The 26999-nt window shown below is 76.2% G+C and carries 21 protein-coding genes and 1 tRNA gene; 11 read left to right on the forward strand and 11 right to left on the reverse strand.

The window, feature by feature from the left end; genetic code table 11:
- Positions 1–47: 47 nt before the first annotated feature.
- The 4 genes from ACIQBJ_RS05090 to ACIQBJ_RS05105 all read left to right on the forward strand — a co-directional run bounded on the left by ACIQBJ_RS05090 (position 48) and on the right by ACIQBJ_RS05105 (position 3500).
- Positions 48–611 (forward strand): TetR/AcrR family transcriptional regulator, encoded by a 564-nt coding sequence (locus tag ACIQBJ_RS05090; RefSeq protein ID WP_400703732.1) that lies wholly within the window; start codon positions 48–50, stop codon positions 609–611.
- A gap of 66 nt (positions 612–677) precedes the next feature.
- A complete protein-coding gene (locus ACIQBJ_RS05095; RefSeq protein WP_400703735.1) occupies positions 678–2087 on the forward strand; it encodes an MFS transporter in 1410 nt (469 codons plus the stop codon).
- Between the two features lie 134 nt (positions 2088–2221).
- Positions 2222–2295, forward strand: a tRNA-Pro gene (locus tag ACIQBJ_RS05100).
- Positions 2296–2567: 272 nt separating this feature from the next.
- Complete coding sequence (locus ACIQBJ_RS05105; RefSeq protein WP_400703738.1) at positions 2568–3500, forward strand: phosphorothioated DNA-binding restriction endonuclease; 933 nt, start codon at positions 2568–2570, stop codon at positions 3498–3500.
- Between the two features lie 51 nt (positions 3501–3551).
- Here ACIQBJ_RS05105 and ACIQBJ_RS05110 read toward each other — a convergent pair whose 3' ends face one another.
- The 5 genes from ACIQBJ_RS05110 to ACIQBJ_RS05130 form a co-directional block, all read right to left on the reverse strand.
- Positions 3552–5453, reverse strand: a complete 1902-nt coding sequence (locus ACIQBJ_RS05110) for a DNA/RNA helicase domain-containing protein (RefSeq protein ID WP_400703741.1) — start codon at positions 5451–5453, stop codon at positions 3552–3554.
- A gap of 496 nt (positions 5454–5949) precedes the next feature.
- Positions 5950–6183 (reverse strand): hypothetical protein, encoded by a 234-nt coding sequence (locus tag ACIQBJ_RS05115; protein ID WP_400703745.1) that lies wholly within the window; start codon positions 6181–6183, stop codon positions 5950–5952.
- Between the two features lie 249 nt (positions 6184–6432).
- Positions 6433–7455 carry a class I adenylate-forming enzyme family protein gene (locus tag ACIQBJ_RS05120; RefSeq protein WP_400703748.1) on the reverse strand — a complete coding sequence of 341 codons (1023 nt, stop codon included), beginning with the start codon at positions 7453–7455 and terminating at the stop codon, positions 6433–6435.
- A complete protein-coding gene (locus ACIQBJ_RS05125) occupies positions 7356–7988 on the reverse strand; it encodes an AMP-binding protein (RefSeq protein WP_400703751.1) in 633 nt (210 codons plus the stop codon). The genes ACIQBJ_RS05120 and ACIQBJ_RS05125 overlap by 100 nt, the downstream gene beginning before the upstream one ends.
- On the reverse strand, positions 7985–8737 hold the full coding sequence (locus ACIQBJ_RS05130) for a glycosyltransferase family 2 protein (RefSeq protein WP_400703754.1): 753 nt from the start codon (positions 8735–8737) through the stop codon (positions 7985–7987). The genes ACIQBJ_RS05125 and ACIQBJ_RS05130 overlap by 4 nt, the downstream gene beginning before the upstream one ends.
- 155 nt (positions 8738–8892) lie before the next feature.
- Here ACIQBJ_RS05130 and ACIQBJ_RS05135 point away from each other — a divergent pair, with 155 nt between their 5' ends.
- Positions 8893–10080, forward strand: coding sequence for a cytochrome P450 (locus tag ACIQBJ_RS05135; RefSeq protein WP_400703757.1), 1188 nt, complete (start codon positions 8893–8895; stop codon positions 10078–10080).
- Between the two features lie 17 nt (positions 10081–10097).
- On the opposite strand, the gene ACIQBJ_RS05140 is transcribed toward ACIQBJ_RS05135, so the two are convergent.
- The 5 genes from ACIQBJ_RS05140 to ACIQBJ_RS05160 form a co-directional block, all read right to left on the reverse strand.
- Complete coding sequence (locus ACIQBJ_RS05140; RefSeq protein WP_400703759.1) at positions 10098–11852, reverse strand: ABC transporter ATP-binding protein; 1755 nt, start codon at positions 11850–11852, stop codon at positions 10098–10100.
- Positions 11849–12763, reverse strand: a complete 915-nt coding sequence (locus ACIQBJ_RS05145) for a JmjC domain-containing protein (RefSeq protein WP_400703762.1) — start codon at positions 12761–12763, stop codon at positions 11849–11851. The genes ACIQBJ_RS05140 and ACIQBJ_RS05145 overlap by 4 nt, the downstream gene beginning before the upstream one ends.
- A 62-nt stretch (positions 12764–12825) precedes the next feature.
- A complete protein-coding gene (locus ACIQBJ_RS05150; protein ID WP_400703765.1) occupies positions 12826–14157 on the reverse strand; it encodes a lanthionine synthetase C family protein in 1332 nt (443 codons plus the stop codon).
- Positions 14154–17276: a lantibiotic dehydratase gene (locus tag ACIQBJ_RS05155; RefSeq protein ID WP_400703768.1), complete on the reverse strand. Its 3123-nt coding sequence runs from the start codon at positions 17274–17276 to the stop codon at positions 14154–14156. Before ACIQBJ_RS05155 ends, ACIQBJ_RS05150 begins: the two co-directional genes overlap by 4 nt.
- A gap of 86 nt (positions 17277–17362) precedes the next feature.
- On the reverse strand, positions 17363–17500 hold the full coding sequence (locus tag ACIQBJ_RS05160) for a hypothetical protein (RefSeq protein WP_400703771.1): 138 nt from the start codon (positions 17498–17500) through the stop codon (positions 17363–17365).
- Between the two features lie 289 nt (positions 17501–17789).
- On the opposite strand from ACIQBJ_RS05160, the gene ACIQBJ_RS05165 reads away from it, so the two are divergent.
- A complete protein-coding gene (locus ACIQBJ_RS05165; RefSeq protein ID WP_400703774.1) occupies positions 17790–20918 on the forward strand; it encodes an AfsR/SARP family transcriptional regulator in 3129 nt (1042 codons plus the stop codon).
- Between the two features lie 63 nt (positions 20919–20981).
- Here the strand turns inward: ACIQBJ_RS05165 and ACIQBJ_RS05170 are convergent, their stop codons facing one another.
- Positions 20982–21251 (reverse strand): hypothetical protein, encoded by a 270-nt coding sequence (locus tag ACIQBJ_RS05170; RefSeq protein WP_400703777.1) that lies wholly within the window; start codon positions 21249–21251, stop codon positions 20982–20984.
- A gap of 290 nt (positions 21252–21541) precedes the next feature.
- Here ACIQBJ_RS05170 and ACIQBJ_RS05175 point away from each other — a divergent pair, with 290 nt between their 5' ends.
- The 5 genes from ACIQBJ_RS05175 to ACIQBJ_RS05195 all read left to right on the forward strand — a co-directional run bounded on the left by ACIQBJ_RS05175 (position 21542) and on the right by ACIQBJ_RS05195 (position 26999).
- Positions 21542–21694, forward strand: a complete 153-nt coding sequence (locus ACIQBJ_RS05175) for a hypothetical protein (RefSeq protein WP_400703780.1) — start codon at positions 21542–21544, stop codon at positions 21692–21694.
- A gap of 127 nt (positions 21695–21821) precedes the next feature.
- On the forward strand, positions 21822–21989 hold the full coding sequence (locus tag ACIQBJ_RS05180) for a hypothetical protein (protein WP_400703783.1): 168 nt from the start codon (positions 21822–21824) through the stop codon (positions 21987–21989).
- A gap of 71 nt (positions 21990–22060) precedes the next feature.
- Complete coding sequence (locus ACIQBJ_RS05185; protein WP_400703786.1) at positions 22061–24493, forward strand: DUF4135 domain-containing protein; 2433 nt, start codon at positions 22061–22063, stop codon at positions 24491–24493.
- Entirely contained in the window at positions 24490–25725 is a 1236-nt protein-coding gene (locus ACIQBJ_RS05190) for a hypothetical protein (protein ID WP_400703789.1), read from the forward strand. Before ACIQBJ_RS05185 ends, ACIQBJ_RS05190 begins: the two co-directional genes overlap by 4 nt.
- Positions 25722–26999, forward strand: coding sequence for a JmjC domain-containing protein (locus tag ACIQBJ_RS05195; RefSeq protein WP_400703792.1), 1278 nt, complete (start codon positions 25722–25724; stop codon positions 26997–26999). Before ACIQBJ_RS05190 ends, ACIQBJ_RS05195 begins: the two co-directional genes overlap by 4 nt.

A 26999-nucleotide genomic window follows, 5' to 3' on the forward strand; every position in this document is an offset into this window, starting at 1 on the left:
AAGCGACCCCCGGAGCGCCGGACATGCCTGAGGAAGCGTCAACTCCCGTGCCCGCACGGCCCGGACGCCGACGCAGCGAGGAGAGCCGACGGGCGATCCTGGCCGCCGCGTACGAGCTGCTCACCGAGACCGGCTACGCGAGGCTCACCGTCGAGGGCATCGCCGCCCGGGCCGGGACCGGCAAGCAGACCGTCTACCGCTGGTGGCCCGGCCGGGCGGACGTCCTGCTCGAAGCCGTCACCGTGCACGCCCGCCGGCACATCCCGCAGCCCGACACCGGTGACCACGCCGCCGACCTGCGGGCCTTCCTCGGCGCGACGTTCGCCGCGGCCACCCCGCCCACCGTCGAGGCACTGCGCGCACTGATGGCCGAGGCCCAGATCGACCCCGCGTTCGGCGAACGGTTCCGGGCGACCCTGCTCGCGCCGCGCCGCGAAGCACTCGGCGCCCTCGTCTCCCGCGCCCACGTCGCCGGGGCGCTCGCCGCCCACCTCACCCCCGACGACGCCGTCGACCTCGCGTTCGGGGCGCTCTGGTACCGGCTGCTGGCCACCCGCGAACCGCTCGACGACCGGCTCGCCGCGCTGCTCACCCGGACGCTGCTGCGCTGATCCGGGGCGGCCCCGTGCGGGCACCCCGCCGACGGGGCCGTCGAACGGGTGGACGAGCATGGCGGGGTGCCAGCCGAAACGCCCTTCCGACCGCCCGACTCCTCCGACCCCGCTCCGCCGGCGCCCGCCGCGCCGACCTCCGCACCGGCTCCCGCACCGGCTCCCGGGCCGATCGTCGGCCCGGCCTCCGGCCCGGTTTCCGTTCCGGCCTCCGTCCCGGCTCCCGCAGCGTCCGGGCTGCGGCGGCTGACCCGGGGCGCGTTCGCCGACCTGACACCGCTGCGGGAGAGCCCCGAGTACCGGCGGCTCTGGTTCGGGCAGTCGGTCTCCGCGATCGGCCAGCAGATGACCGCCCTCGCCGTCACCGTCCAGGTCTTCTCGCTGACCCGCTCCGCCTTCCTCACCGGCCTGGTCGGCATCTGCTCCCTGGTGCCGCTGGTCGTCTTCGGCCTGTACGGCGGCGTGATCGCCGACCGCGTCGACCGCCGCGTCCTCGGCCTGATCGGCTCCGGAGGCCTCGCCCTCACCTCCGCGCTGCTCGCAGCCCAGGCCCTGCTGCACCTCGACTCGGTCGTCCTGCTCTACGCAGCCGTCGCCCTCCAAGGCGGCTTCTTCGCCGTCAGCTCGCCCGCCCGGTCCGCGATGATCCCCCGCCTCGTCCCGCCCGGGCAGCTGCCCGCCGCCAACGCCCTCAACACCATCGGCATGAACCTCGGCCAGACCCTCGGCCCGATGCTCGGCGGCGTCGCCATCGCCGCGTACGGCTTCCAATCCGCCTACCTGGTCGACACCTTCGCCTTCACCGCCACCCTCTACGCGATGTGGCGGCTCCCCGCGATGCGCCCGCAGAGCACCTCCGGCAAGCGCGCCACCGTCCTCGACGGCCTGCGCTTCCTGCGCGAGCAGCCCAACCTGCGGACCTCCTTCCTCGCCGACCTCGCCGCCATGATCTTCGGCCTCCCGCGCGCCCTCTTCCCTGCCGTCGTCGTCCCCTTCTACGGCGGCGACACCGGCACCGTCGGCCTGCTGGTGGCCGCCCCCGCGATCGGCGCCCTGGCCGGCGGCCTCTTCTCCGGCTGGACCGGGCGCATCCACCGGCACGGCGCGGCGGTCCTGGTCTCCGTCGCCGCCTGGGGCCTGGCCATCGCCGCCTTCGGACTCGTCCGCAACCTGCCGCTCGGCCTGCTGCTGCTCGCGGTGGCCGGCTGCGCCGACACCGTCTCGATGATCTTCCGCAACACGATGATGCAGGTCGCCGCCCCCGACGAGATGCGCGGCCGCCTCCAGGGCATCTTCATCGTCGTGGTGGCCGGCGGCCCCCGCCTCGGCGACTTCGAGTCCGGCACCGTCGCCGCCCTCACCACCCCCACCGCCTCCATCCTCACCGGCGGCCTCGCCTGCGTCGCCGCCGTCCTCCTCCTCGCCGCCCGCCGCCCCGCCTTCCTCCGCTACGACGCCCGCCACCCCACCCCCTGACCCCCGCCCGCCACACCCCCGAAACCTGGCAGCGAGCACCCCCCCACGTGCTGTATTGTTTTCCACGTCGCCGAGAGATCGGGGGCAAGGTCAGAAAGCCGAGGAGCCCGCAGGGGCCACTGGGCAGACGACCACGGGACGTGGCGCAGCTTGGTAGCGCACTTGACTGGGGGTCAAGGGGTCGCAGGTTCAAATCCTGTCGTCCCGACAGAGATGTCGGAAAGCCGTTGTTCGGGAGAAATCCCGGGCGGCGGCTTTTTGTTGATGTGCGGACAGGTGTAGGGATCGCGGCAGCTGCACCGTTTGTAGATCGTTCCAGCGTCGTGCATGACGTCGTCCTTCCGGAGTTCCGGTGGACGTACAGTCCGGTGTGGACCTGCGGCAGTGCGAGTTGTGCCCTGCCGGTGCCCGCCACGCGTTCTTCTGCCACTTGGTCGGGTCACGTCCCGCATCGGGGACGCCGGAATACGCTGTGCCGTCATGGACTGGCTGGAGCGGGTGGCGAAGCTGAGACGGTGGACGGGTAACGGGGTCCGGGCGCCGCACAAACCGTTGCTGCTGCTGTATGCGCTGGGCGGTTATCAGCGTGATGCCGATGGTGAGTTGCGGTACAGCGCTGTCGAGGAGGAGTTGAAGCTGCTGCTGGAGGAGTACGGGCCGTCCCATTCGACCACCCCTGCGTATCCCTTCCACCACCTGGTCAGTGACGGGGTGTGGGAGGTCAGGACGGACCAGGGGCCGGGAAGCCCGGGTACCAGGGTGGGGGTGCTGCGTTCCAGCGGTGCGGCTGGGCGGCTCGCGCCGGAGTTGCGCGCGGCGTTGCGGAAGGAGCCGGCGCTGCTGGGGCGGCTGGCGCGGGTGCTGCTGGACTTCCACTTCCCGCCGTCGCTGCACACCGACTTGTGCGAGGCGGTCGGGTTCGACCTGGACCTGGCCGACACCGAGGGGGTGACCGGGGCGCTCCCGGGTGGGCGGGAGCGGGCGGCGCGGCGGCAGCGGGACCGGCGGATGCGTGAACTCGTGCTGACCGCCTACGAGTTCCAGTGCGCGTTCTGCGGCTACGACGGGATGCTGGGAACGAGTGCGGTCGGGTTGGAGGCGGCGCACGTGCGGTGGTGGTCCTTCGAAGGGCCTGACGAGGTCGACAACGGCCTGTGCCTGTGTTCCCTGCACCACAAGCTTTTCGACAAGGGCGTGCTGGGGTTGGGGGAGGGGCACCGGGTCCTGGTCTCCCGGCGCTTCGTCGGCCGCGGTGAGGCCAGTCGGCAGCAGGTGCTCGCCTTGGCCGGGCGGCCGGTCATCGGTCCGCAGCAGGGGGTCCTCCCGGTCGCGGACCGGCATCGGAAGTGGCATGCCGAGCAGGTCTTCCACGGCGAGCCCCGGGAATCCGCGAGCCCGCCGTCCGCCGTCTGACCGCGGCCGTCCGACCGTCTGCGTCGACTGCGCACGGTCGGTGGCCGGCTGTCAGCCGCGGCTGCCCTGTCCTGCCGCGATCCGTTCCGCCTGCTGCCCGGTGATCAGTTCGCGCAGTTTGGTGCGGGTCTCCGGGTCGGTGGAGTACACGACGGTGCCGATCATGCCGCGGGTGAGCAGCACCTTGTAGGTGTTGCGGATCAGGCGGTCGATGTCGGCGTCGGTGGTGGACTTGCGGAAGACGGGGTCCTTGGAGGCCGTCCGGTCGGTGGTCCAGTGGTCGGTGCGCCAGACGAGGTCGGGGCCGAGGATGACGCCGCTCCAGTCGTACTCGAAGCCCTGGGCGGTGTACACGCAGCCGACCTGGCCGAAGCCGGCCGGGTCGGTGGCCCACAGTGCGGCCGGTGGGGCGCCGGCGATCGAGCGGTCACCGTAGACGTTCCAGGGGCGGGCCCAGTCGCCGATGCGCACGTCGAGGGGGAGCGGGTCGCCCGGGGCGACCTTGGTGGTCCACTTCCAGCAGTACCCGGCCGACATGCGGGCGCCGTAGCCCTCCGCGTGCCGGGCTTCCAGGAACGCCTCCAACTCCTCGGGCGTGTCCACGACGTCCAGGGCGACCTTGCCGTCGGGCTCCCAGCTGACGGGTCCGCCGGGCTCCAGCCCCAGCAGGCGCACCACCCAGCGCAGGTAGGCGTCGCTGCCGCCGCAGCGGAACTGGCTGTCCAGCTCGACCACCTGGCACTCCAGGCCCTTGACCGCGGCGGCCGCCCGGATCTGCGCCACGGTGCCCATCTCGCCCGGCCGGACCACCTGGTGCTCGTCCAGCAGGAACACCGGCACCCGGGCGGCGTCGATCAGTTCCTCGATCTGCGGCTTGCCGGTGCGCTGGGCCGCCCGGGTGTAGCGGTTCGCCGAGGTCTCGCGGATCCGGTGGGCCTCGTCGCAGACCAGTACGTCGATCCCGTTGCGCTCGGCGGTCATGAAGCTGTTGAAGTACTTGAACAGTTCCTGCACCTGGCGCTTCCGCGCCCCGGCGACCCGGCGCATCGTGGTGGTGAACGAGCTGGACCCGGTCGCGTGGAAAGCGGTGATGCCGCGCCGGTACAGGTCGCCCAGCAGGGACAGCGCGATCACGCTCTTCCCGGTGCCCGGGCCGCCCGTGATCACGACCACCTGCTTGTGGTCGGACTGCTGCGCCCGGCGCACCGCCCGCAGCACCAGCTCGTAGGCGACCCGCTGCTCGTCCAGCAGGACGAACTGCTCGCGCTCGCGCACCTCGTCCGCGGCCACCGCCATCAACTGCCGGGACGGGGCGATCTTGCCCGCGAGCAGCAGATCCGCGGCTTGGGCGCCGGAAGCCGGCTTCAGCTTCGAACGCAGGTACTCGATGAATTCCCCGCGCCGCTCGGCGGTGAACAGCCGGCCGCGCTCGTCCTGCGGCACCTCGTAGAGCCCTTGGGCGCCGAACTCCGTCGCGTTGTGGAGGAAGGCCACGCCGGACACCCGCTCGGGGTGGTCGGCGAGCGCCCCGTTGAAGGAGACGAGGTAGTCGCAGTAGCCGCGGACCTGCTCGATCGGGTTCAGCACCGGCCGGGTGTACGCATCGACCCGGCACAGCAGCGGCTCGCCGTCCTCCGGGAGCGCGCTGCTCCACTGCTTGAGCTCGACCACCACGTACGACGGCTCGCCCGTGACCGGGTGGACGCCGGCGAGCACGGCGTCGGCCCGCTTGCTGTTCAGCGGGAGGGAGTACTCGAGGAGCACCTCGACCGCGCCGAGTCCGGCGTCCAGGAGGGCGTTGGTCAGTTCGGGGATGCTCATCTCCCAGGAGCGCACCTCGGACGGGCCGGGCTTGTGGCCGTGCCGGTGGACGAACTGGTCGACGAGGCGTACGAACAGTGATCCGGCCAGCCTCTCGGCGGCGACCGCGGACGCGGAGTCGCGGAACAGCAAGACATGCTCCCAGGCAGCACGAAGTGACTCGTGCGGGTGGGGGCATGTCCTGGGAGGGAAGCCCGGCGGGCCGCGCTGATGACTGGGCCAAACCTACAACGGAGCGCCTGAGCCGGTGTCCGAACATTGGGCTTCCGGTAAGGCGCGACGGGTTCCGTCGTCCTGTTCGACCGGCTGCCGGGTCCTCTCCCGCAGGGTGAGATCCGCCATGTGGGTGGGCAGTCGCAAGGCGGCGAGCCAGTTGGCAATCGCGGCGATGAGCTCCTGCAACGGCCTGGTCGGGGAAGACGGGCATTGCCTCGGACCAGGATGGTCGGGTCACCGAAAACTGGAACCGGCTGCGAACGAGCGGCGGGCCTTGGGTGCCCAAGCGGTCGGTTGGACTCCGGTCCCTCCGAGGAACGAGCCGACCGACTGCGCTGCGGCGTCTGCCAGGTTGGTGAGTGCCCGGCCGAGTTGCTTCGGCTCGGGGGAGAGGGAGTGGTCCCGCCGACGGTCAGGTGGATCGTGAAGAGGATGTCCGGGTGCCAGCGCTTGCCCCGGAGAAGGTGCGGGTGGCGGTCGGGTCGGTGTCGCCGGGGAAGGCGCGGCGGTCGGTGAGGGTGCCGCGCGGTTCGTACCAGTGGCCGGCGGCGTCGCGGGTGCGGCCGTAGCAGGTGTTCGGCTCCGGTGCGAGCTCGACGGACACCTCGGTGCCGGACCGCACCCGCCGGTCGAGCCGGGCCGGCATCGCGCCCTCGCCGGAGTCGAGGTGCAGCCGCCAGGGCGCGGTGGGTCGGCGGCGACCGCCTCGGAGTTGACGGCGGTGTCGAGCGGCGCGAAGCCGGGCCGGGAGCCCGGTCCGGGGATGGCGGTGGGGAAGTCGACGAACACGGTCTGTACAAGGGTTCCTCGGGGCGACCGCGGGGGACGGGCGGAGGTTCGACTCCGGATGGTGGCGCGGCCCGGTGATGCTCGGCCGGTCGGCGGGTGCGGTGGGTCAGGACCGCGGGTCGTGCCGGAGCAGTTCGCGCAGCCGGTCGCGGTCGGGTTTCTCGGTGCGCCCCCGGCGGGGGATCTCCGGGAGGCAGCGGATCCGGTCCGGGAGCGCCGCGTGGTCGATGGCGCGGGGGAGCGCGCGGTGCAGGGCGCGCAGCAGTTCGGCCTCCGGCAGGGTGCCGTCGGGGCGGACGGCCAGGACCACGGACTCGTCGGCGGTCTGCGGGTCGGGGACGCCGACGATCACGGCCTCGGCGACGCCGGGGAGGGCGGCGATCGCGGGTTCGTACAGGCCGGGGTAGAGGTTGAAGGAGCCTCGGATCAGCATGTCCTTGAGCCGGCCGATCAGCACGATCCGGCCCTGCTCGTCGATCCGGGCCCGGTCGCCGGTGCGCAGTTCGCCGAGGGGTCCCTCGCCGAGGTAGCCGACGGCCAGGTGCGGTCCGCGCAGCAGGAGTTCGCCGTCCTCGCCGAGCCGCGCGGTGACCCCGGGCAGCGGGAGACCGGCCAGGTCGCCGTCGGCGGCGGCGGCGAGTTTGGCGTCGGCGTCGGTGACGGCGATCGGCAGCATCTCGGTGGCGCCGTAGACGACGGCGATCCGCGCCGCCGGGAGAGCCGCCCGCAGGCGGTGCAGGACGGGCGGCGGGACGGGGGCGGCGCCGAGCAGCACGGTGCCGAGGCCGGCGGGGAGCGGTCCGGCGTCGAGCAGGCGGGCCAGCGCGGCGGGGGTGCCGAAGGTGTGGGTGGCGCGCCGGCGGCGCAGGTCGCGCAGGAAGCGGGCGGGTCGGACCGGGAGCGGGGCCACCGACCAGGTCGCGCCGGCGGCGAGGAACGCGAAGGCGATCATCAACTGCTCGGAGTGGACGGTGGCGTGCTCGGCGGCACCGGGCAGGCCGAGGCTCGCGGCGAGCAGGTCGCCGCCGGTCAGCAGCGTGCGCTGGCTGTGCACGACGGCGCGGGGGCGGGCGGTGGTGCCGGAGGTGAAGACCACCAGCGCCGGCCGGTCCGGGTCGGCGGGCGGCACCGGGTTGCTGCCCGTGAGCGACGCCGCGGCGAGCGAGTCCGCAGCGAGGGAGTCCGCGGGCAGGCCGGGCAGGCGCGGGCCGGTGTGGACCAGGCGCAGCGCCGGGTCGGCGAGCGCGGGCAGGTCGAGGCCGAAGCGGCGCAGCAGGGCGCGGCCCGGCCGCCGGGCGGCGAGCGCGGCGAGCCAGGACTCGGCGGCCGACCAGGCCGGCGGGGCGAGGCGTCGCCGACGAGGCGTCCGCGCGCGGCGTCGAGTTCGGGGCCCGCACCGGGGTCGGCGACCACGACGGCGGCACCCGCCGTCATGACGGCGAGCCCGAGGACGGCGGCGTCGCGCCCGGGGCGGACGGCGAACAGCACGGTGTCGCCGGGCCGCAGGCCGGCGGCGCGCAGTCCGCTCGCGGTGGCGGCGACCCGGCGGGCGAGCGCGCCGTAGGTGAGCGGGCCCCGGGTGTCGACCAGCGCGACGGCGTCGGGGGTGCGGCGGGCGTGTTCGGCGATCCGCCCGGTCAGCGTGGCTCCCGGCGGCGTCATCGGATGTCGACCTGTTCGGGCCGGTACCGGTGGTCCGCGTACCAGGCGAGGGTGTTGAGCAGGCCGAAGGCGCGCAGGCGGCGCACCGAGCCGTGCACGCGCATGCCGGGGACGGTGCCGTAGGCGGCGGTGAGGCGGCGGACCTGGTTGACCAGGGCGCGGTCCTCGTGGAGTTCCTCGATCGCGGTGCGGGGGAAGCCGCCGCTGCGGCGGTAGAGGTCGGCGGTGAGGGCCAGGTTGCAGCCGGGGCACATCAGGTAGGGGCCGAGGTACTGCGGGTCGCGGTTGCCGGGGCGGTAGCGGCCGAACCGGGCGGCGAGGGAGACGACCGCCGGAAGCAGCCGGGCCTCCCAGAACTTGAGCGGGAACTCGTCGGTGCGGGGCCGCAGTTGGCCGGTGACGAGGTCGAGTCCGCCGGCCAGGCCGCGGCGGGCGGCGGCCGTCCAGCCGGGGACGGGCAGGCAGTCGGCGTCGGTGCGGGCGAGGTAGCGGGCGCCGGCGGCGATGGCGTGGCGCATGCCGGTGTCGGCGGCCGCGCCGGTGCCCTTGCGGGCCTCGGTGACCAGGTGCAGCGGGAAGGGGCTGGTGCGGGCGAACTCCCGGACCACCTCGGCGGTCCGGTCGGTGGAGCCGTTGTCGACCACGACGCACTCGAAGTCGGTGTCGGTCTGCGCGGCGAGCGCGCGCAGGGTGCCCGGCAGCGAGCCCTCCTCGTTGTAGGCGGGTACCACCACCCACAGTTCGGTCATCGACGCCCCTCCACGTCCGCCCGGCCGCCCGGTCCGGTGATCATGCCACAGGCCCGCCCCGGCGCACGGTACGTTTCCCCGCACGGGCGGCGGGACCAGGAGCGCGGGGCGGGACCACGAGCACGGGGCGGCACGATGAGGACGGGGGCGGCACGATGAGCACGACGACGGCGGGGCGGCACGAGAGCAGGCTGCTGCGGGCCAGCCGGCCCGCGCTGTGGGCGCTGACCAGGGTGACGGTGTCGCGACCCTTCGGCGCGCTGCGGCGGGTGCCCGGGCTGGGCTGGGTGGCGGCCGACCCGGCGCTGATCCGGGCCGTGCTCAACGACCACGAGCACTTCACGCTGCTCGGCGAGGGCGGCGTCGGCCACCTGTGGGAGCAGGTCCTCGGACCGTACGTGACCCGCCTGTTCGACGGCCCGGGCCACGCGGACCTGCGCCGCCGGGCCCGCGACCTGTTCACCGAGGACAACTCCGCCGCCCTGGTCGAACGGGCCGCCGGACCGGTGTACGCGGACGTCACCGAGCGCCTGGCCGGGGGAGGGCGGGTCGACGTGGCGGCTGCCGCCCGGCTGGTCGTCGGACGGCTGATGGCCGACCTGCTGGGGCTCCGCATCCCGCCCGGCAGCCCGGACTCCGTGTACCTGGAGACCTTCGCCGCGGGCGAGCGCCTGGCCGCGCTGGCCCTCGACACGGCGGGGTCCACCGAGCTGCCGCCGGAGCGGATCGCGGCGGCGAAGCAGATCGTCGCCACCCTGACCGCCGACGTCCCCGACGCCTTCGAGCACGCCGGGCCGGACACCCTGCTCGGCCGCTGCCGCGCGTCCGGCATCACCCTGGAGGAGGCGTCCGGACTCGCCGCCCTGCTGCTCGTCGCGGGCACCGAGACCGCCGCCAGTGCGATGGCCCGCACCGTCGCCCTGCTCCACGACACCGGGGAGCAGGGCCGGTTGCGCGCCGATCCGGAGCTGCTGCGCGACGCCGTCCGCGAGGGACTGCGGGTCACCACCCCCGCCCCCGTGATCGGCCGCCATGTCGGCGCGGACGTCACCGTCGCCGGCCGGCGCCTGCTCCGCGACGAACGGATCCTGCTCGTCACGCACGCCGCCGACAACCGGGCCGGCGGCTTCGACCTGACCCGCCCCTACGACCCACGCTCCCGCCAGCTCTGGTTCGGCGCCGGGCGCCACCTCTGCCTCGGCGCGCCCGTCGCCCGCGCCGAGATCGCCCGGATGGTCGAGGCCGTCCACGCCCCCGGCCGCCCCTACCGGATCGTCTCGCGCACCTACGCCCGGAAGGTGATGATCCCCTCCTACGGCTCCCTGGTCGTGCAGCTCGACTGACGCCGGCCCCCCCGGGGTCAGGGGGTGGTGAGGAGCTGGGTGCGGGCCAGGTCGGTGTAGAGGGGGTCGGAGGCGAGCAGGGTGCGGTGGGTGCCGGCGGCTCTGATCCGGCCGTTGTCGAGGACGAGGATGCGGTCGGCCTCGGTGACGGTGGAGAGGCGGTGGGCGATCACCAGGACGGTGGTGGTGCGGGCGAGTTCGGCCACCACCTCGCGGAGCGCTTGTTCGTTGACGGCGTCCAGGTGGGAGGTGGCCTCGTCGAGCAGGAGCAGGCGGGGGCGGCGCAGCAGGGCGCGGGCGATGGCGACGCGTTGGCGCTGGCCGCCGGAGAGGGCGGCGCCGCGCTGTCCGAGCTGGGTGTCCAGGCCGTCCGGGAGGTGGTCGAGGCGGGTGGCGGCCAGGGCCCGGCGCAGTTCCGGTTCGGTGGCGTGCGGGGCGGCGGCCAGCAGGTTCTCCCGCAGGGTGCCGGCGAGTACGGGGGTGTCCTGCTCGACGTAGCCGATCGCGCCGCGCAGTTCGGCCAGCGGCCAGTCCCGCAGGTCGCGGCCGTCCAGGGTGATGCGGCCGGAGGTCGGCTCGTAGAAGCGTTCCAGCAGGGCGAAGACGGTGCTCTTGCCCGCGCCGGAGGGGCCGACCAGGGCGGTCAGGCCGCCGGGGGGAAGGTCGAGGCGGATGCCGTGCAGGGCGCCGGCGGTGCGTCCCGGGTAGCGGAAGGAGACGTCCCGCAGGGTCAGGGCGGCCGGGGCGGCGCCGGTGGGCACGGGTACCGGGCCGGTGGGCTCCACCGGGAGCGCCTCGATCTCGGCCATCCGCCGGGCGGCGGCCAGGCCGCGCTGCAACACGCCCGTGTGGTTGACCAGTTGCGGGACCTGCGGGCCGACGAAGACCAGGTAGAAGAGGAAGGCGATCAGCCCGGGGAGCGGCAGCTGCCCGGTGGCCACCCGGGCGCCGCCGACCCCGAGCACGGCCAGGAAGGCCAGCTGGACGGCCAGTTGGGCCGCCGCGTCGGCGACCGCCAGCAGGCCGGCGCCGCGTACGCCGCTGCGCCAGGCGCGGTCGGCCACCGCGGTCGCCTCGGCGGTCAGCTGCTCCTCCATCCCGTTGGCCTTCACCGTCCGGAAGGCGCCCAGGGCGCGGTCCAGGACGGAGCCGAGTTCGCCGACCAGGGCCTGCCCCTGCTGGGCCGTGCGCATGATCCGCGGCAGGGTGACGGCCGCGACCGCGCCGACCAGCGCCATCACGCCCACGGCGGTGCCGCACAGGGCCGGGTCGAGCAGCAGCATCGCCACCAGCCCGCCGAGCACCGTCAGCACCGAGGTGGCCGAGCCCACCAGGGCCTGGCCGGCGGCGACCCGCAGCAGTGAGCTGTCGGAGGTCAGCCGGGAGATCAGGTCGCCGTGGGGGAGCCGCTCGAACTCGGCCACCGGCAGCCGCAGCACCCTGGCCGTGAGCCGGGTCCGGGCCCGGCGGGCCACGCCCTCGGCGGTGCACTGCAGTTGGTAGTCGCCGAGGCCGCCGAGCAGCGCGCCGGTCAGCACCAGGGTGGCCAGGGCCGCGGCCGGGGCGGCGACGGACCGGCCGGCGGTGAGGGAGGCGATCAGGGACTCGGCCGCCACGGGCTGGAGCAGTCCGGCCAGGCCGCCGAGCACGGTCAGGGCGGCGCCGGCCGCCAACCGGGCGGCCTGCGGCCGGAGGTGACGGGCCAGCAGGCGCCAGGAGGACGGGACCGGGGAGGCGGCGGGGGAGGATGCGTGCGTGAGGGCGGTGGTCATCGGAGCCGCTCCGCGAGGGCGGTCAGGCCGCCGGTGGCGGCGGGTGCCGGGGCGGCGGCGCGCTGGGCCGCGCGGGCGGCGTCGAGCAGGGCGGTGGGCGTGACCGCCGCCAGCCCGTGCCGGAGGCGCTCGATCATGGCCGCCCCGCCCGCCAGCAGGGCGTCGTCGTCCAACGGGCGGGCCGGCGGCCGGTGTTCGCCGAGCAGGAGGTCCTGCAGGGCGCGGTACAGCTGTCGGCTGCCGACCTCGCGCACGGTCAGCGACAGGTGCGCGGAGAGCCCCTGGTCGCCGACCGCCGCGTGGGCGAACCCCCGGGGGATGTACAGGACTTCGTTCTCGCCGAGGGTCTCCTCCAGCAGCACCGGGCCGGGCTCGGCGACCTCGCCGGGCCCCCAGGAGCCGTCCGGCGGGCCGCCGTGCACGCGCCAGCGCTTGCGGCCCGCGACCTGGAGCAGCAGCACGTCCGCGTCGTCCCGGTGCACGTCGAGCCCCTGGGCGCCGGGCGGCGTCACGAAGTAGAACGCCTCGACGCGGCGGCCGAGTTCGGCCTGCAGGCGCTCGGTGAGCGCGCGGGTCGGCCGGTGCCAGTGCTCGGTGTTGCGGAGCACCAGCGTGGCGCCGTCCGCCAGCCGGGCCAGCAGCGCGGCGGGGTCGGCGAGGCCGTGCACCGGCTCGCCGCCGACCGTGGTGCTCCTGGTGTAGGCGGCCGCGGGCACGGTGGTGCCGGCCCTGGCCAGTTCCACGTACGGCGTGCGCAGCAGCCCGGAGTCCAGGGCCGCGTCCACGTCCGCCAGGGTCATCGGCGCGGCGGGCGGGTGCGCGGGGCGCAGCACGGCCGGGCGCCGGCGCCAGTGCTCGCGGTGGAACGCGGCCGGGTCGCCGACCCAGCGCGGGAGTTCGTCCCCGGTCATGGGTGCCTCTCTCTGTGGCGTGATCTCTGCGTGGCGTGGTCTCTGCGGTGGACGGGGGTGGGTCAGGCCAGGAGCAGGGCGCGGTCCCAGCGGGTGGCCGGGGCGGTGTCCGTGGCGAAGGTGTGCAGGGCCAGGGCCGCGCCCGCCGCGCCGGTCAGGAAGCCGGCCGGGTCGTCCGCCCAGTCGCCGCGCCGAGCGGGGGCGGCGAACCCGAACGGCCCCGCCTCCTCGTAGCGGTCGAGCAACTGCTCGGCGAGTCGCGGGAGTTCGGCCGCCAGCTGCGGGTCGCCGCTCTCCCGGGCCAGCCGCCAGGTGACCTGGAGCAGTCCGCCCCGGCCGTGGCAGAGGCCGGCGTCGGTCGGTCCGGCGTCCGGGCGGGCGAGGGCCTGGCGCAGCGCGGAGATCCCCGCCGCGCGCCAGTGCGGCACGTCGAGCGCGGTGCCGGCCAGGTGGAGGGCGCTGGCGATCCCCGGGGTGCCGTAGCACCAGGAGGCCCGGGGCGGCCGGGCGGCGGGGCGCTCCGCCGGGGTCTCGGACGGGGTCTCGGACAGGGTCTCCGGTCGGGTCTCCGGCGGGAGTTCCACCGACTCCGGCCACCAGATCCCCGCCGCGTCCTCGCGCCGCCGGGCGAGCAGCCAGTCGGCCAGGGTGCGGACGGCCTGCTGCTGGCCGGGCACCCGGACGCCCTGGCGCCAGGCGAGGGCGAGCAGGGCGAGCGGGCCGGGCACGCCGTGCGCGAGGCCGAGGTTGGCGTGCCCCCGCTCGGGCGCGGTGGGGTCGTAGGTGCGGACGTCCTGGGCGACCCACCAGCCGGGCAGCGGGCCGAGCGGCCGGGTCAGCGCGACCAGGGCGGTCAGCACCTGCTCCAGCGCGTCGTCGCCGCTCTCGCCGACCTCGCACAGTTCCAGCAGGTGGGCGCCCAGTCCGGTGAGGCCGGAGACCAGGTCGTAGCCCTCCATCCGGGTGCAGTCGGCCCCGTCGGCCATCCGCCGCAGTTCGCGGTCGGCCAGCCGGCCCGCCACCAGGGCGACCTGCCGGCCGAGGTGGGCCCGCGCGCCCCGGTGGTCGGCGGGGGTGAGCGCGGCCCGGTGCATCGCGTAGGAGAGCGCCGGGAGCGCGCCGTACAGGCCGATGGAGTCCGGGCCGCCAGGCGCGCGGCCGCCGCCCGCCGAACGGACCGCCCCGGCCAGCCAGGCGTGTGCCGGGGCGCGGTACCGCCCGTACCGGCGGGAGAGTTCGGCGTACAGCAGGACGGTGCCCGCGCAGCCGTCGGCGAGGCCGCCCCCGGTCCAGGTCTGTCCGGCGTCCCGGCGGCGCCGGGCCACCTCCTCGGGGTCGGCCAGCAGCCGGGCGGTGCCGGCCACCGCCCGGGCGGCGCGCTCCTGCAGACTCATGCCAGGGCCTTCCGGCGTTCGTGGTGGGCGTGGACGGCCTTGCGGGCGACGGACAGCGAGCGGTCCTCGGCGGCGCTGTCGATGCCGGTCAGGCGGTTGTGGTGCATGTGCAGCAGCGAGCCGAGCACGGTGTCGAGGCCGTCGGGCGCGCTGCCCAGCCGGGCCCGGTACTGCTCGACGGCGGCGGCGCGGCGCTCCCAGACCGCCAGCAGCTCGGGGCCACCGGGCAGGGTGCGCAGGTGGTGCCAGTGGCCGTCCGGGTCGATGACCAGCCGGGCCTCCTCGCGGACCGCGTTCGCCGTCCTGATCCGGCCGGTGGACGCGTAGTGCCGCAGGAAGTGCTCCGGCTCGCCGAACCGGTGCGCCAGGTCGACGTAGTTGGCGGCCGCCAGCACCGTCCGGTCGAGCCGGAGCCGGCCGCCGCGCAGCAGGTCGAGCTGCTCCAGGCAGGCCAGGCTGTCGGCTTCGAAGGCCCGCTCGGCCGCCGCCATCGCGGCCGTGCCGCCGTAGCGTTCGAGTTCGGGCTCGTAGGAGTCCAGCACCAGCCGCCCGCTCAGCCCGGCCCCGGCCAGTTCGCCCGCCCACCCGCCCAGGGCCGGCAGCAGCCGGGAGTTGAGGGCGGCCGGGGCGCCGTGGAAGCGCAGGCGCAGGTGCGGGTCGGGGTCGACGTAGCGGATGAAGAACCAGCGGCCCACCTCGGACGGCAGCCGGGACAGCAGGCCGGGCAGGTGCCGGGCGAGCACCTCGTCCTGCCGCTCCGGCGAGCAGTAGAGCTTGGCGAACAGCCAGTCGGAGCCGGGCGGGTGCACGGTGCGCGGGCGCGGCGCGGCGACCGCCGGGGCGTGCCGGGTGCCGGGCTCGCGCCGCAGCAGCGAGAAGGCGATCTCGTTGCTGCGCCCGTCGGGCGCCAGCCAGCCGGTGCCGCCGCGCGGCACCTCCTGGAGGAAGGAGTCGGGCTGCCGGGCCCACTCGTTGCGCAGCAGGGCGAGGTGGTGGCGGTCCTCCAGGTCCAGGGTGATCCGGTTGTCGCCGCTGACCGCCTGCACCTCGCGCGGCACCCGCCACCGCTCGCGCCAGCGGGCCAGCAGCGCGCACCACTGCCCGAAGTCCGTCGAGGCGTCGCGCAGCGCGGGCTCGGCGCACTGCCAGCGGGCCGGGGAGAGCACGGTGCGGCCGCGCCGGACCCGGGGCAGGAACGGCAGCGACCCGGCCGGTCCCCAGCGCCAGCGCGGCCAGGTCGGCAGGCCGCTGCGGGAGACCTCCTCCAGCAGGCGGGCCGCGTTGGGGGCGTGCAGGTCGGTGGCGATCATGCTGGGCAGGGTCACCACCACCTCGCGGCCCAGCCGCAGCGACCGCACGGCGAGCCGCTCCAGGTCGGCGACCACGACGAGGTCGTCCAGGCCCAGCGCGCCGGGCGCGCCGCGGTCGGCGTGGGCGCCCAGCGTGATGCCGTGCTCCAGCCAGCGCGGCACCCGGGCCACGTTCGCGGCCTTCGGGCGCGGCGTGCGGAAGGACAGCTGCGCCCGGACGGCCCGCGGATCGTCGGTGGGCAGCGCGCGGAGCAGCCGGCCGTACCGTTCGCCGGCGGCGCCCAGCAGGTGGCCGAAGCGTCCGGCCAGGGCGCCCGCGGTCGGGCCGGTGCCGACCACGACCAGCTCGAACTCGCCGCGGTCGAGCTCCTGCGGGGAGTCGGCCTGGAGCTGGGCCAGCAGGTCGAGGGAGGGCGGCGGGGTGCCGGTGCCGGACAGCCGGGCGAGCAGCTCGTCGTCCAGCTCGATCTCCTCGGCGCCGGTCATCGCGGCCTGCTGGGCCAGCGCGAGCAGCAGCCCGTCGCGCTCGTCGGCCGGTTCGGCGCCCGCCCGCGGCCGGCGGGGCCCGGCCGGTACCAGGTACCCGGCGGGCGGCCCGAGCCCGGTGTCCGGGTCGAGCAGTTCCAGCACCGGGACGGCGCGCTGCGTCCCGTAGCGCTCCAGGAAGTCCTGGTGGTACTCGCGCAGGTGCGCCGGGCCGGGCCGGCCGGCCGCGACCGACCACAGGGCCTGCGCCGCCCGCTCGACCTCCTCCCGGACGACGGCGGGCAGTTCGACGTCCGCGTCGAGGGCCATGTCGACCTGGAGCAGCCGGTCGGTCGGGTGCAGGCGGCGCATGCGGGCGGTCGCGGACCGCCAGAGCTGCCGGCCGGCGCCCAGCGGGGCCGCGGCGTACTCGGCCAACTCGCGCCGGAGCGCCCGCAGTTCGCCGCCGACCGGGCAGTGCTCGCGGTCGGGCAGCCGGTCGATCAGGTGGCCGAGCGGGTCGGCGGACTCCAGCGGCGGCCGCAGGTCGGTCAGCAGCAGCTGGGTGCGGACCAGCCCGCCGAGCAGCCGGTCGACCGCCCGCGGGTCCGCCCCGGGGTGGGCGGCACCCAGTCGTCGGTGCAACTCGCGGTACGGCAGCGGCAGTTCGGCCAGTTCCAGGGCCGATCGGACGGCGTCCGTGCACCGGACCGAGACCTCCTGGGGCAGCGCCCCGGCCTCGCCCCCGAGCAGCGGCGCGTACGCGAGCACCACCCGGTCGCCGCGCACCCGGCGCAGGTCGTTGGCGCTGACCAGCAGCCCGGCCAGCACCTCGGGGTCGGCCTCCAGACCGGCCGCCAGACCGGAGAGCCACTCGGTGTCCGGGCGGACGGCCTTGGTGTGCTGGTAGCCCCAGCGGACCTCGGCCGCGGGGCCGAAACCGGCCGGGGCGACGCCCGCCATCAGCCCGAACGGGGTGGCCCGGCCGGTCATCCGCAGCCGGTAGCGGGCGACCGCGCGCGCCGCGCGCCGCACCTGCTTGGCCGGGACCGGCTCCTGCGCCACAACCCGGTCCAGCACCCGGGCGAGCGAGGCGCTGGCCACGGCGACCGCCTCGTACAGCAGCGGATCGTGGGCGGCCGCGCGCAGCAGGTCGAGGTCGGTCGGCGACGTGCCGGTGGCCGTCCGCGCGGCGCCGGGCGCCGCCTGCGGGGGGCGGACCGCCGCGCGCAGCAGCGCGACCTCCGCGCAGGCGTAAGCCGGGGCGGCGGGGACAGCGGGGACAGCGGGGGGCGAGGACGGGCCGGTGGCGCCGGCCGTCCTGCCGGGTACGGGAGTCGACATGGCGGCCCCTCCTCCGGGTCACTCGTGCGGGGGGACGGCGCGGCGGGGCGGCCCCGGGGCCGCCCCGCCGACGTGCGTCCGACGGGTCAGATGCAGCAGCGCGAGTTTCGGGTCGACTCGCAGGAGAACGGCCAGGAGCTGCTCGCGCCGAGCTCGCCCGCGTCGATGGCGTCCTGGGTGGGGGCGGCGATCTCGAGAACGTCGAGCTCGAAGATGTCGTCCATGGGAATTCCTCCTTTTCCGCGGGGCGCGCACGGCTTGCCCGCCCCAGGTCGCCGGCGCTTCGCCGAAGTCCCGCTCCGTGCCGACGCCCTCAAGGTAGGAGGCGGTGATCTACCCCCGATCAACCCGCGATCCCGGCGGACGCCGGTCCGTTCGACGCCGGGTGGACGAATCCGTCGACGCACCGGAAATCGGGGCCGTTCGACCGGTAGGTGTACGAGCTGCCAGCCGCTAGCCTGAGCCGATCCAAGATCGCCGATGGCATTTCTGTGCGGAGAAATGGGGGAGAGGGTGGAGGACCTCACGTTCTCACTGCTGGGCCCGATCCGGGGCTACCGCGGCGCGGTGAGCCTGAAGCTGGGCAGTCCGCAGCAGCAGGCCATGCTGGCCGTGCTGCTGCTGCGGCCGGGCGGATCGGCCGGCGCGCCGGAGCTGATCAGTGCCCTGTGGGGCGAGGAGCCGCCGCCCGCGGCCACCACCACGATCCGCACCTACGCCTGGCGCTGGCGCAAGGTGCTCGAAGCGGACCGGGCGGCGCCCGAGGTGCTGCTCTCGCTGGGCGACGGGTACCGGCTGGTCCTCCCGTCGGACGCCCTCGACGTGCGCCAGGCCGAGCAGTTGGCGCACCGGGCCGAACTGGCCGCCGCCGCCGACCGGTGGGAGGAGGCCCGGGACCTGCTGGCCCAGGCGCTGCGCCTGTGGCAGGGCGAACCGCTGGCCGGGGTGCCCGGCCCGTACGCGGAACAGCAGCGGGCCCGGCTGGCCGAGGTGCGGCAGGGCCTGCTGGAGGAACGCATCCGGCTGGACCTGCGGCTCGGCCGGGGCGCCCGCTGCGTCCCCGAACTGACGGCCCTCACCGGCGAACACCCCCTGCAGGAACGGCCGTACGCGCTGCTGATGCGGGCGCTGTGCCAGGCGGGCCGCCAGGCGGACGCGCTCGGGGTGTTCCGGGCCGCGCGCGAGCTGCTGGCCGAGCAGCTCGGCGTCGACCCCGGGCCCGAACTCGCCGAGCTCCAGCGGCGCATCCTGGACGGGGACCCCGAGCTGGTCGCCACCCCGGCCGATCCGCCGCCCGCCGCCCCGGCCGGCCCGTCCACCCTCGCGGGCGGTGCGGCGGCCGCCGACGGCTCCGACCCGGCCGGCCCCGACCCGGTCGGCCGCGGGCTCCCCCGGCCCGCCCATCTCCCGCCGGACATCGCCGACTTCACCGGACGGCAGGACCTGGTCGAGGAACTCCGGGCCGCCCTCACCGCCCCCGACCGGGGCTCGCTCGCGCTGGCCTGCGTGGCGGGCATGGGCGGCGTCGGCAAGACCGTGCTGGCCCTGCACGCCGCGCACCTGGCCCGGCCCGCCTTCACCGACGGCCAGCTCTACGCCGACCTGCGCGGCAACGAGTGCGAACCGGCCGATCCCGGCGTCGTGCTGGCGACCTTCCTGGCCGCGCTCGGCGCCCCGCCGGAGAGCATCCCGGACGGACTCCCGGCGCGCTCCGCCCTGTTCCGCTCGATGGCGGCCGGCCGGCGCCTGCTGATCGTGCTGGACAACGCCCACGACAGCGCCCAGCTCCGGCCGCTGCTGCCGGGCGCCGCCGAGTGCGCCGTCCTGGTCACCAGCCGCACCAGGCTGGTGGGCCTGCCCGCCGTCCTCCAGCTGGACCTGAACGTCTTCACCCCGGCGGAGGCCACCGACCTGCTCGGCCGGGTGATCGGCCCCGGGCGGCTGGCCGCCGAGCGGGAGAGCGGCCTGGAACTCGTCGCCGCCTGCGGCTTCCTGCCGCTGGCCGTGCGGATCGTCGCGGCCCGGCTGGCGGCCCGCCCCGCCTGGACGGTGCGCAACCTCGCCGACCGGCTGGCCGACGAACGGCGCCGGATCGACGAACTGCGGATCGGCGACCTCGCGGTGGACGCCGTCTTCGCCCTCGGCTACGACCAGCTGACCCCCGAACAGGCCGACGCCCTGCGGCTGCTGTCCTGGGCCGACGGGCCGGACATCGGCCTCACTGTGGCGGCCGCGGTCCTGGCGCTGGACGTGCGGCGCGCGGAGGACCTGCTGGAGTCGCTGGTCGACGTGGCGATGCTCGAATCACCCGTGGCCGGCCGCTACCGCTACCACGACCTGCTCCGGGTCTTCGCGCAGCGCCGCTCCACCGCCCGGGACGCCGGGGAGTCCGCCCGCACCACCGGCCGGCTGCTCGGCGTCCTGCTCGCGGGGGCCTGCGCCGCGTTCGAGCTGGGCGTGCCGGGCGACCCGACGGCGGGCGCGCTCGGGCACACGGGCGGCGGGCACGCGGGTGGGCACGCGGGCGGGCTCGGGCACACGGACGGCGGGTACCCGGGCGGCGGGTCGGAGCCGGGCGGATCGGGGTCGGGCTCGGGCTCGGGCTCTGGTTCGGGTGAACCGGGTTCGGGCGGGCCGGAGTTCGGCAGTCTGCGGGAGGCCCGGAGCTGGGTGACCGCCGAGCTGCCGGGGGCGATCGCGCTGGCCGGCCGGCTGGCCGGGGCGGAGCCGGCCTGCGCCCCGGCGGACCTGAGCACGGTGATCGACCTGCTGATCGCGCTCAGCCCGTTCGGCCCGGACTGCCAGTACGGCCGCCTGGCCTCCACCGCCGGGGCCCTGGCCCGGGCCGCGGAGCGGGGCGGGGACCGCCGGGCCGAGGGCCGGGCCCGCTTCCTGAGCGGCACGGTCGCGCTCGGCGCCACCCGGCTGGCCGAGGCCAGGACCGAGGCCCGGCTCGCCGCCACGGCCTGCCGGGAGGTGGGCGACACCGTCATCCTGCGGCAGGCCCTCAACGACCTGGGCCTCATCGCGCACACGCTGCGCCGCTTCGACGAGGCGATCGACTGCTACGACGAGGCGATCGAACTGGCCCGCCGGCTCGGCCACCGCTCGGGCGAACTGGCCACCACGGTCAACGCCGCGATGTCCCGGCTGCGCGGCGGCCGCCCGGCGGAGGCGGCCCGGGCCTGCGAGGAGGTCCTCGCGGAGGTGCGGGTGCTGCGGGACACGGCCGGCACCGCCTACGCGCTGTACGTGCTCGGCCTGGCCCTGCACGACCTGGAGCGCTTCGAGGAGGCGGCGGTCCGGTTCACCGAGTGCCTGACCCTGGCCTCGGACGCGGGCCTGCGGGCCCGGCAGGCGCACGCCGGGTACCGGCTCGCGGACAGCCTGCGCGCCCAGGGCCACCCGCAACAGGCCGTCCACCGGGCCGAGCAGGCGCTGGCCATCTGCGAGGAGCTCGGTGCGGAACGCGACCGGGCCCTCGCCCTGGTGGTGCTCGGCCGGGCACTGGCCGACCTCGGCCGCACCGGGCCCGCCCGCCGGCACCTCCGGCAGGCGCACGCCCTGTTCGAGCGGCTGGCCCTGCCCAACGCGGCCGACACCGAGGCGCTCCTCGCCGAGCTTGCGCCGGAACCGGATTGAACGGGCCGCCCCTCCCCGGGCACTCGCCCGGGAGGGGCGGCCGTCCGGTGTCCTCCGGCGGGGTCAGTGGCAGGTGGTCCGGCCGGGCGGGACGACGCAGTCGGAGGTGGTGCTGTTCCACTCCAGCCCGGCGGTCCGCCCGTCGATCGCCCCGGTCGTCGTCGTTGCCGTCGTGGCGGCCGTCGCCGCGTCGACGACCTGGCCGGACCGGCTCGGCGCCGCCTCCGCCGCCGCGGCGGCCGGACCGGCCAGGGCGGCGGCCACCACGAGCGCCAGGACGGCACCGCGCAGGCGGGTGGAGCGAGCGGTGCGGTGCCAGGTCCGGTGCGTCATCAGGTGTCCCTCGGTCGGCCGGTCGTTGTGCCGCCAGCCTGGCAGGGGCCGATCGACGGAGGATCAACGCCCGAGCAGCGGCCTGTTCCGGCCCGGAATGGGGTGCCGGGGCGGGGATGGTCAAGTCTCGGTTCCGGTACGGAAGTTATGTTGACGAACCGGTCCGGCTGGGCAAGACTGGCTGGCGGTCGCGCCCGGGCGTGGCCGTGACAGGTACAGATCATTTAGGCGGTGGGCGGTCGCCGGATGTGCTGCCGGACCGCCGCTTCTCCCGGTCAGGAGGACTCTCCGTGGAAGCTCCTACCCTGCAAGCGCCGCCGAGCGGCACCCGTACCGCCGACGAGGAGTTCGACCTCGTGATCGGCGACCTGGAGCAGGACGTGCCGGTGAACCTGCCGAGTGCCACGACCTGCGGCCTGCACCTCTACTGCGTGCTGCAGTAGGCGTTCGCGTTCCGCGGCCGCTCGCCCGGCCGCTTCTCCCGCACCACCCTTCGAGGCGGGGACGGGTGCCGCCGGACCTGGTGGCGCCCGCTCCTCGCCGTGCCGTACCTACCGTCAGGGGACACCGATGGAGACTTCGACCGTGCAGCCGCCGCAGGGCGGACTCCTCGTCGCGGACGAGGAGTTCGACCTGGTGATCGGCGACCTGGAGCAGGACGTGCCGGAGCACCGGCCCACCAGGATGGACAGCGCCCCGCACGGGTCGTCCTGTCTGCGCGTCTACTGCTGCTTCTAGTGCCGGGGCGACGCCGCGCGGCGCCGGTCGGCCGCGCGGTGTCGGACACCGACCGTCCGGCTGGGGGCCGCATGGAACTGCGTGATCGTGGGGACGCCGCCCGGGGCGGCGAACTCCCCTACGGGACACGGCGCTTGCTGGCGGAGGTGGCCCGGGGCGGGGCCGGGCGGGCGTTTCCGCCGGTGGTCGGCCCCGGTCCGGAGGGGACGCTCGCCGTCGAGCGACTGCTCGGCGGCCCGGCCGACGCGCGGGCCCTGGCGGACGGGCTGGCGGACGCCCGCTGGGCGCCGCTGCGCCAGGCGCTGGAACGGATCGCGGAGTGGTCCGACCGGGTCGGCGCGCGGGCGGCCGGGGTCGCCCCGGGCGTGCTGGGGCCGGAGAACGCGGAACTGTTCGGGCCGCTGCTGACCGAGACCCTGGAGACCTGCCTGGACGGCCCGCCCGAGCGGGCCGCCGCCTCCGCCGACCGCCGGACCGGCCAGTACCTCGACTTCCTCACCCTGTTCCTGGAGCGGCTGGCCCGCGACCGCCCCGCCGGTCCGGTCACCGGCCCGGTCACCGGCCTGTGGGCGAACGGCGACGAGACCCACAACGGCGGTCGCCGGGTGCTGCGGGTCGAGTACGCCGACGGCACCCGGCTCGCGTACAAGCCGCGCCCGGCGACCGGCGAACGCCTCTTCCTGGCCACCGAGGACTCGGTGTTCGCGCTGCTCAACGCGCTGCCCCCGGCGTCCGGCCCGGTCCGGCTGCCGACGCTGCGGGTCCGGCCGGGCAGCGGCCCCGACCGGGACGACTACTCCTGGCAGGAGTGGATCGGGCCGCCGCCCGCCCGGGGCGTCCTGCGCGCCGAGGGCCGGTTCGCCCTGCGCGGCGCCGTCCTCGCCCCCGCCGCCGCGGCCCGCTACTGGCACCGCGCCGGATCGCTGGCCGCCGCCGCGTTCGCCTTCGGCATCGCCGACCTGATCGGCGGCAACGTGCTGATCGGCCAACGCCCCGAGGACGGCGAACCGCTGCCGTTCCCGGTCGACCTGGAAGCCTACTTCGCCGACCTGGAGCGGCTGTTCGAGACCGGGCTGCTCCACGACCCCGCCGTCTCCACCCAGCACCACGTCGGCCTGGAGCACACCGCCCGCTGGTGCGAACCGGACGGCCCCCCGCTCTGCTGGCGCCCGCGACCCGACGGCTCGCTCCGGCTGGAGCGGCGCACGCTGTCGCTCACCCGGACCGAGACCCGCACCGTGGTCGGCGACACCGCCGGCCGCACCGGCTACGGCCCCCACCTGCCGTCGATGCTGCGCGGCATGTTCGACGCCTGGACGCTGATCTGCCGTCACCGCGCCCGGATCGCGGACTTCCTCGGGGAGCGCGCCGCCGACCACGTGCTGCGGGTGATCGCCCGGCCGACCGCCGAGTACGCCGGTGGGAGCGAAGTTCCTTTCACCGAGTGCGAGTTGGAGCAGCTCGCCCACGGCGACGTCCCGTACTTCTTCCGCACCGCCGACGGCGGACCGCTGCTCGCCGTCCGGACGCCGCCCGGCCCCGGCCCGCACCCCGGCCCGCGCACCGGCCCGGCCGACGCCCCGGACTGGGGACCGGACCGCCCCTGGCCGCCGGTCGCCGCCGTCCGCGAGGGCCGCAGACTGGACCTCGCCCGGCTCGGCATCGCGCTGCGCGACGCCGTCGAGCACGTGCACGGCGACCTGGGCCCGGGGCGGGCCGGCGGCCGGCACGACCCCGGGCGCGGCGTGCGGATCGGGTGGCGCGGCCCGCGCGAGGGCGAGGTGTCCTTCGACTGGCCGGCGGCGGGCCGCCGGATCACCTACCACTGGGACGAGGCACGGCTGCGGCTGCGCATCGACGCGCTCGGCGCGGACGCCGAGCCCACGGGCGGCGTCGCCGAGCCGTCGGTGCGGGACGTCGACGGGGTCCGGGAACGCCTGTTGCGGTTGGACCGGATCGACGCCTCGCTGCGCGGTCCGTGGGCCGCCGGGGGTTTCACCGACACGGTGCTGGAGGCGAAGCTCGACCGGCTGACCGGCACCGGGACGGCCTGGCTGCGCGGCGTGGTCGCCGAGCACGGCTGGCCCGGCCGCGCGCTGGTCGGCGCGGAGGCCGCCGCGGCGGCGGTCGCGCTGCTCCAGCACCGCACCGGCGACCTCCCGTTCCGCCGCGCGTGCCTGGCCCTGGTCGAGGCCGCGGCCGCCCGCGGCGACACGCCCCGGCGGGACGTCGCCTACCTGACCGACGCGCTGCGCCGGGACGAGGGCCGCCCGCAGCTGTACGGCACGAAGTTCGAACGGGACGCGGGCGGCGGGCTGCGGCCGTGCCCGATCGAGGACCCGGACCGGGTGGACGAGCGCCGCGCGGCCGTCGGCCTCGGCCCGCTCGCCGACTACGCCGCCCTGCTGGCGGAGAAGTACCCGGCACCGGCGGACGGGGACGGGGACGACGGGGAAGGGGACGGGCCCGGAAGGGCGTCCGAGGGCGGAGGGGAACCGGCGTGAGCGCGACCGACTGGACCGAACTCCTCGGCCGGGCCTGGGGGAAGGAGCCGGCCCGGCTGGCGGCGGCCGCCCCGGCGGACCCGGCGCACCTGCACCGCACGGTGGTCGCCGCCTGCGGGCCGTTCCGGGCCGGGACGGTGTTCCGGACCCTGCCGCAGGTCCGCCTGCACACCCCGTACGGCTGGCTCGGCGCGCCGGGCCGGCTGCTGCCCGACGCCGCCGACCCGACCCCGGCCGCCTACCGGGACCGGCTGCGCGCCGAGCCGCCCGGCAGCGGGCCGGACGCCGGGTTCCTGCTGAGCGTCCGTCAGCCCCTGCACACCGACCCGGTGCTGTGGGCGGCCGTCCGGGACGCCCTCGCCGCGCTGTGGGAGCGGGTCGGCCTGCCGTGCCTGCCGGTCGAGGCCGAACTGACCGAGGGGGACGGCTTCACCCGGCTCCGGGGCCTGGCCGTGCCCTCCGAGCACGCGGTGCTGACCTGGGTGGCGGCCGGGGTCCTGGAAGTCGAACTCCCGGACCGGGACGGCGGGTCGCGCGTCCTGCGGGCCGGGGTCGGCGAGCTGCTGTACTGGCCGGAGGGCTCCCGCTGGCGCGAGCACCACCGCGACGGCTGCGTGACGCTGCGGATCTCCGTCCCGCGGGCGCGGCGCCTGGCCACCGGGGCGGTCAAGAACCTGCTGGCCGAGGGCGTCCGGGACCGCCTGGAGTACGACGGCGCGGTGCCCGGCATGCCCTACCCGCCGCCGGTCGGCACCCCGGCCGGGCCGCCCGCCGCGCTGCTCGCCGTCGGCGAGGCGGTCCGGGCGGCGGCCGACGGCCCGGAACTGCCCGCCGCGCTGCGCACCCGGTGGGCGGCCTGGTGCTCCTCGGCCGGGCTGGAGCCCGCGCCCGACCCCCGGCCCGGAGTCCCGCTCGGGCCCGGGCGGCGGCTGCGGGTGGTGCGTCCGCTGCTCCGGCTGCCGGACGGGCCCGGCCGCCGGATCTGGGCGGTGGACGGGCACGCCTTCCCGGTCGGCGGCGCGGCCGGTGAGCGGATCGCCCAACAGCTTTGGCCGGGACGGGAGTTGACGGTGGGTGAACTGTGCCGGGCGGTGGGCGCGGACGAGCGCAACACGGCCGTCCTCGCCCTGCTGGGCAAGCTGCACCGCCTGCGGGCGGTCGACCTGGCCGACCCGGCGGAACCGGGTGAGCCGGCCGATTCGATCGGCGGGGAAGGGCGGGCGGACGGATGACGACGGCACCCGGGAGCGACCTGGCCGTGGTCCGCGGGCCCCTGGACTGGGACGAGTTCACCGCACGCTACTGGGACCGGCGGCCGGTGCTGATCAAGGCGGTCGCCCCGGCGCCCTTCGAGCCCGGCGAGGTCTTCGCCGCCACCGCGCGCGGCACCCGCCCGCCCGGACCGTACCTGATGCCGCCGAACGCCCAGTTCGCGGTCGGGCGGTTCCAGCAGTCCGAGCCCGCCGACTGGTTCCCGCGCGCGGCGGACGGCGGCTTCGACGGCTACCGGCGGCGGCTGGACGCCGAGTTGGCGGGCTTCTCGCCGGAGATCCGGTACGCGCTGGTGGTGCACGCCTTCCACGCCTTCCATCCCGGGCAGTGGGAGCGCCAGCGGGCGTTCTTCGAACCGCTCTGGGAGCGCACGGGACTGCCGGTGTCGGGGGCGATCACCACGCTCTTCCACGGCAACTACGAGCACACCCCCGTCGGCGTCCACCGGGACCGCTTCGCCACCTTCCTGTTCGCCCTGGAGGGCCGCAAGCGGATGCGGTTCTGGCGGGACTGCCCGTGGACCGAGCCGGTCACCACCAAACTGGACTACCACCCGTACCTGGACGCCTCGTTCACCGCCGAACCGGAACCCGGCGACCTGCTGTACTGGCCCGCGCGCTACTACCACGTCGGCGAGAGCGTCGACGGCGGGTCGGCGACCAGCGTCAACGTCGGCGTGCCGCGCGAGGCGCACCGCGCGGTCCACGACGTCGACGACCTGCTGCTCGGCCGGACCCCCGATGCGATGGTCGACCCGGACGCCGCCCTGGCGCGACTGCCCGCCGCCACCGCCCCGCTGTCGGTCCCCGCACCGCCCGCGGACGGGGCGCTCCCCGAAGCACTGGAGCAGACCCTGGAGGTCTTCCGGGCCTACCGCGACCCCGGAACCGTCCGGGAGCGGGTCACCGCGCTCGCCCTCCGCAACTGGAGCGCGGCCGGACTGTGCCCCGTCCCCCCGCCGGCCGCGCCGCGGCCGCTCACCGACGACACGACGATCCGGTCCCGGGCCCGGATCCTGTACGAGCCGGTCGGCGCCACCCTGCTGTGCGCCGCCAACGGACACCTCCTGCGCAGCACCCTGACACCCCCTCAACTCACCGGGCTGATCACCGGATTGACCCGCCCCACCCCCGTCCGCGAACTGCTCTCCGCCCTGCCGCCCGCCGCCCACCCGGAGGCCCGCCGCCTGCTGGAGGCCCTGGAGACCTTCCGCGCCCTGACCCGGGAGCGGTAG

The sequence above is a fragment of the Kitasatospora sp. NPDC088391 genome (assembly GCF_044753345.1).
GTDB lineage: Bacteria > Actinomycetota > Actinomycetes > Streptomycetales > Streptomycetaceae > Kitasatospora.

Bases quoted from the DNA above. Each gene is read 5' to 3' on its own strand.
- ACIQBJ_RS05170 (WP_400703777.1), bottom strand. From the start codon at position 21,251: ATGACGCACCGGACCTGGCACCGCACCGCTCGCTCCACCCGCCTGCGC.
- ACIQBJ_RS05155 (WP_400703768.1), bottom strand. From the start codon at position 17,276: ATGTCGACTCCCGTACCCGGCAGGACGGCCGGCGCCACCGGCCCGTCC.
- ACIQBJ_RS05185 (WP_400703786.1), top strand. From the start codon at position 22,061: ATGGAACTGCGTGATCGTGGGGACGCCGCCCGGGGCGGCGAACTCCCC.
- ACIQBJ_RS05140 (WP_400703759.1), bottom strand. From the start codon at position 11,852: ATGACCACCGCCCTCACGCACGCATCCTCCCCCGCCGCCTCCCCGGTC.
- ACIQBJ_RS05125 (WP_400703751.1), bottom strand. From the start codon at position 7,988: ATGACGCCGCCGGGAGCCACGCTGACCGGGCGGATCGCCGAACACGCC.
- ACIQBJ_RS05160 (WP_400703771.1), bottom strand. From the start codon at position 17,500: ATGGACGACATCTTCGAGCTCGACGTTCTCGAGATCGCCGCCCCCACC.
- ACIQBJ_RS05145 (WP_400703762.1), bottom strand. From the start codon at position 12,763: ATGACCGGGGACGAACTCCCGCGCTGGGTCGGCGACCCGGCCGCGTTC.
- ACIQBJ_RS05180 (WP_400703783.1), top strand. From the start codon at position 21,822: ATGGAGACTTCGACCGTGCAGCCGCCGCAGGGCGGACTCCTCGTCGCG.
- ACIQBJ_RS05150 (WP_400703765.1), bottom strand. From the start codon at position 14,157: ATGAGTCTGCAGGAGCGCGCCGCCCGGGCGGTGGCCGGCACCGCCCGG.
- ACIQBJ_RS05135 (WP_400703757.1), top strand. From the start codon at position 8,893: ATGAGCACGACGACGGCGGGGCGGCACGAGAGCAGGCTGCTGCGGGCC.
- ACIQBJ_RS05195 (WP_400703792.1), top strand. From the start codon at position 25,722: ATGACGACGGCACCCGGGAGCGACCTGGCCGTGGTCCGCGGGCCCCTG.
- ACIQBJ_RS05105 (WP_400703738.1), top strand. From the start codon at position 2,568: ATGGACTGGCTGGAGCGGGTGGCGAAGCTGAGACGGTGGACGGGTAAC.
- ACIQBJ_RS05115 (WP_400703745.1), bottom strand. From the start codon at position 6,183: ATGCCGGCCCGGCTCGACCGGCGGGTGCGGTCCGGCACCGAGGTGTCC.
- ACIQBJ_RS05130 (WP_400703754.1), bottom strand. From the start codon at position 8,737: ATGACCGAACTGTGGGTGGTGGTACCCGCCTACAACGAGGAGGGCTCG.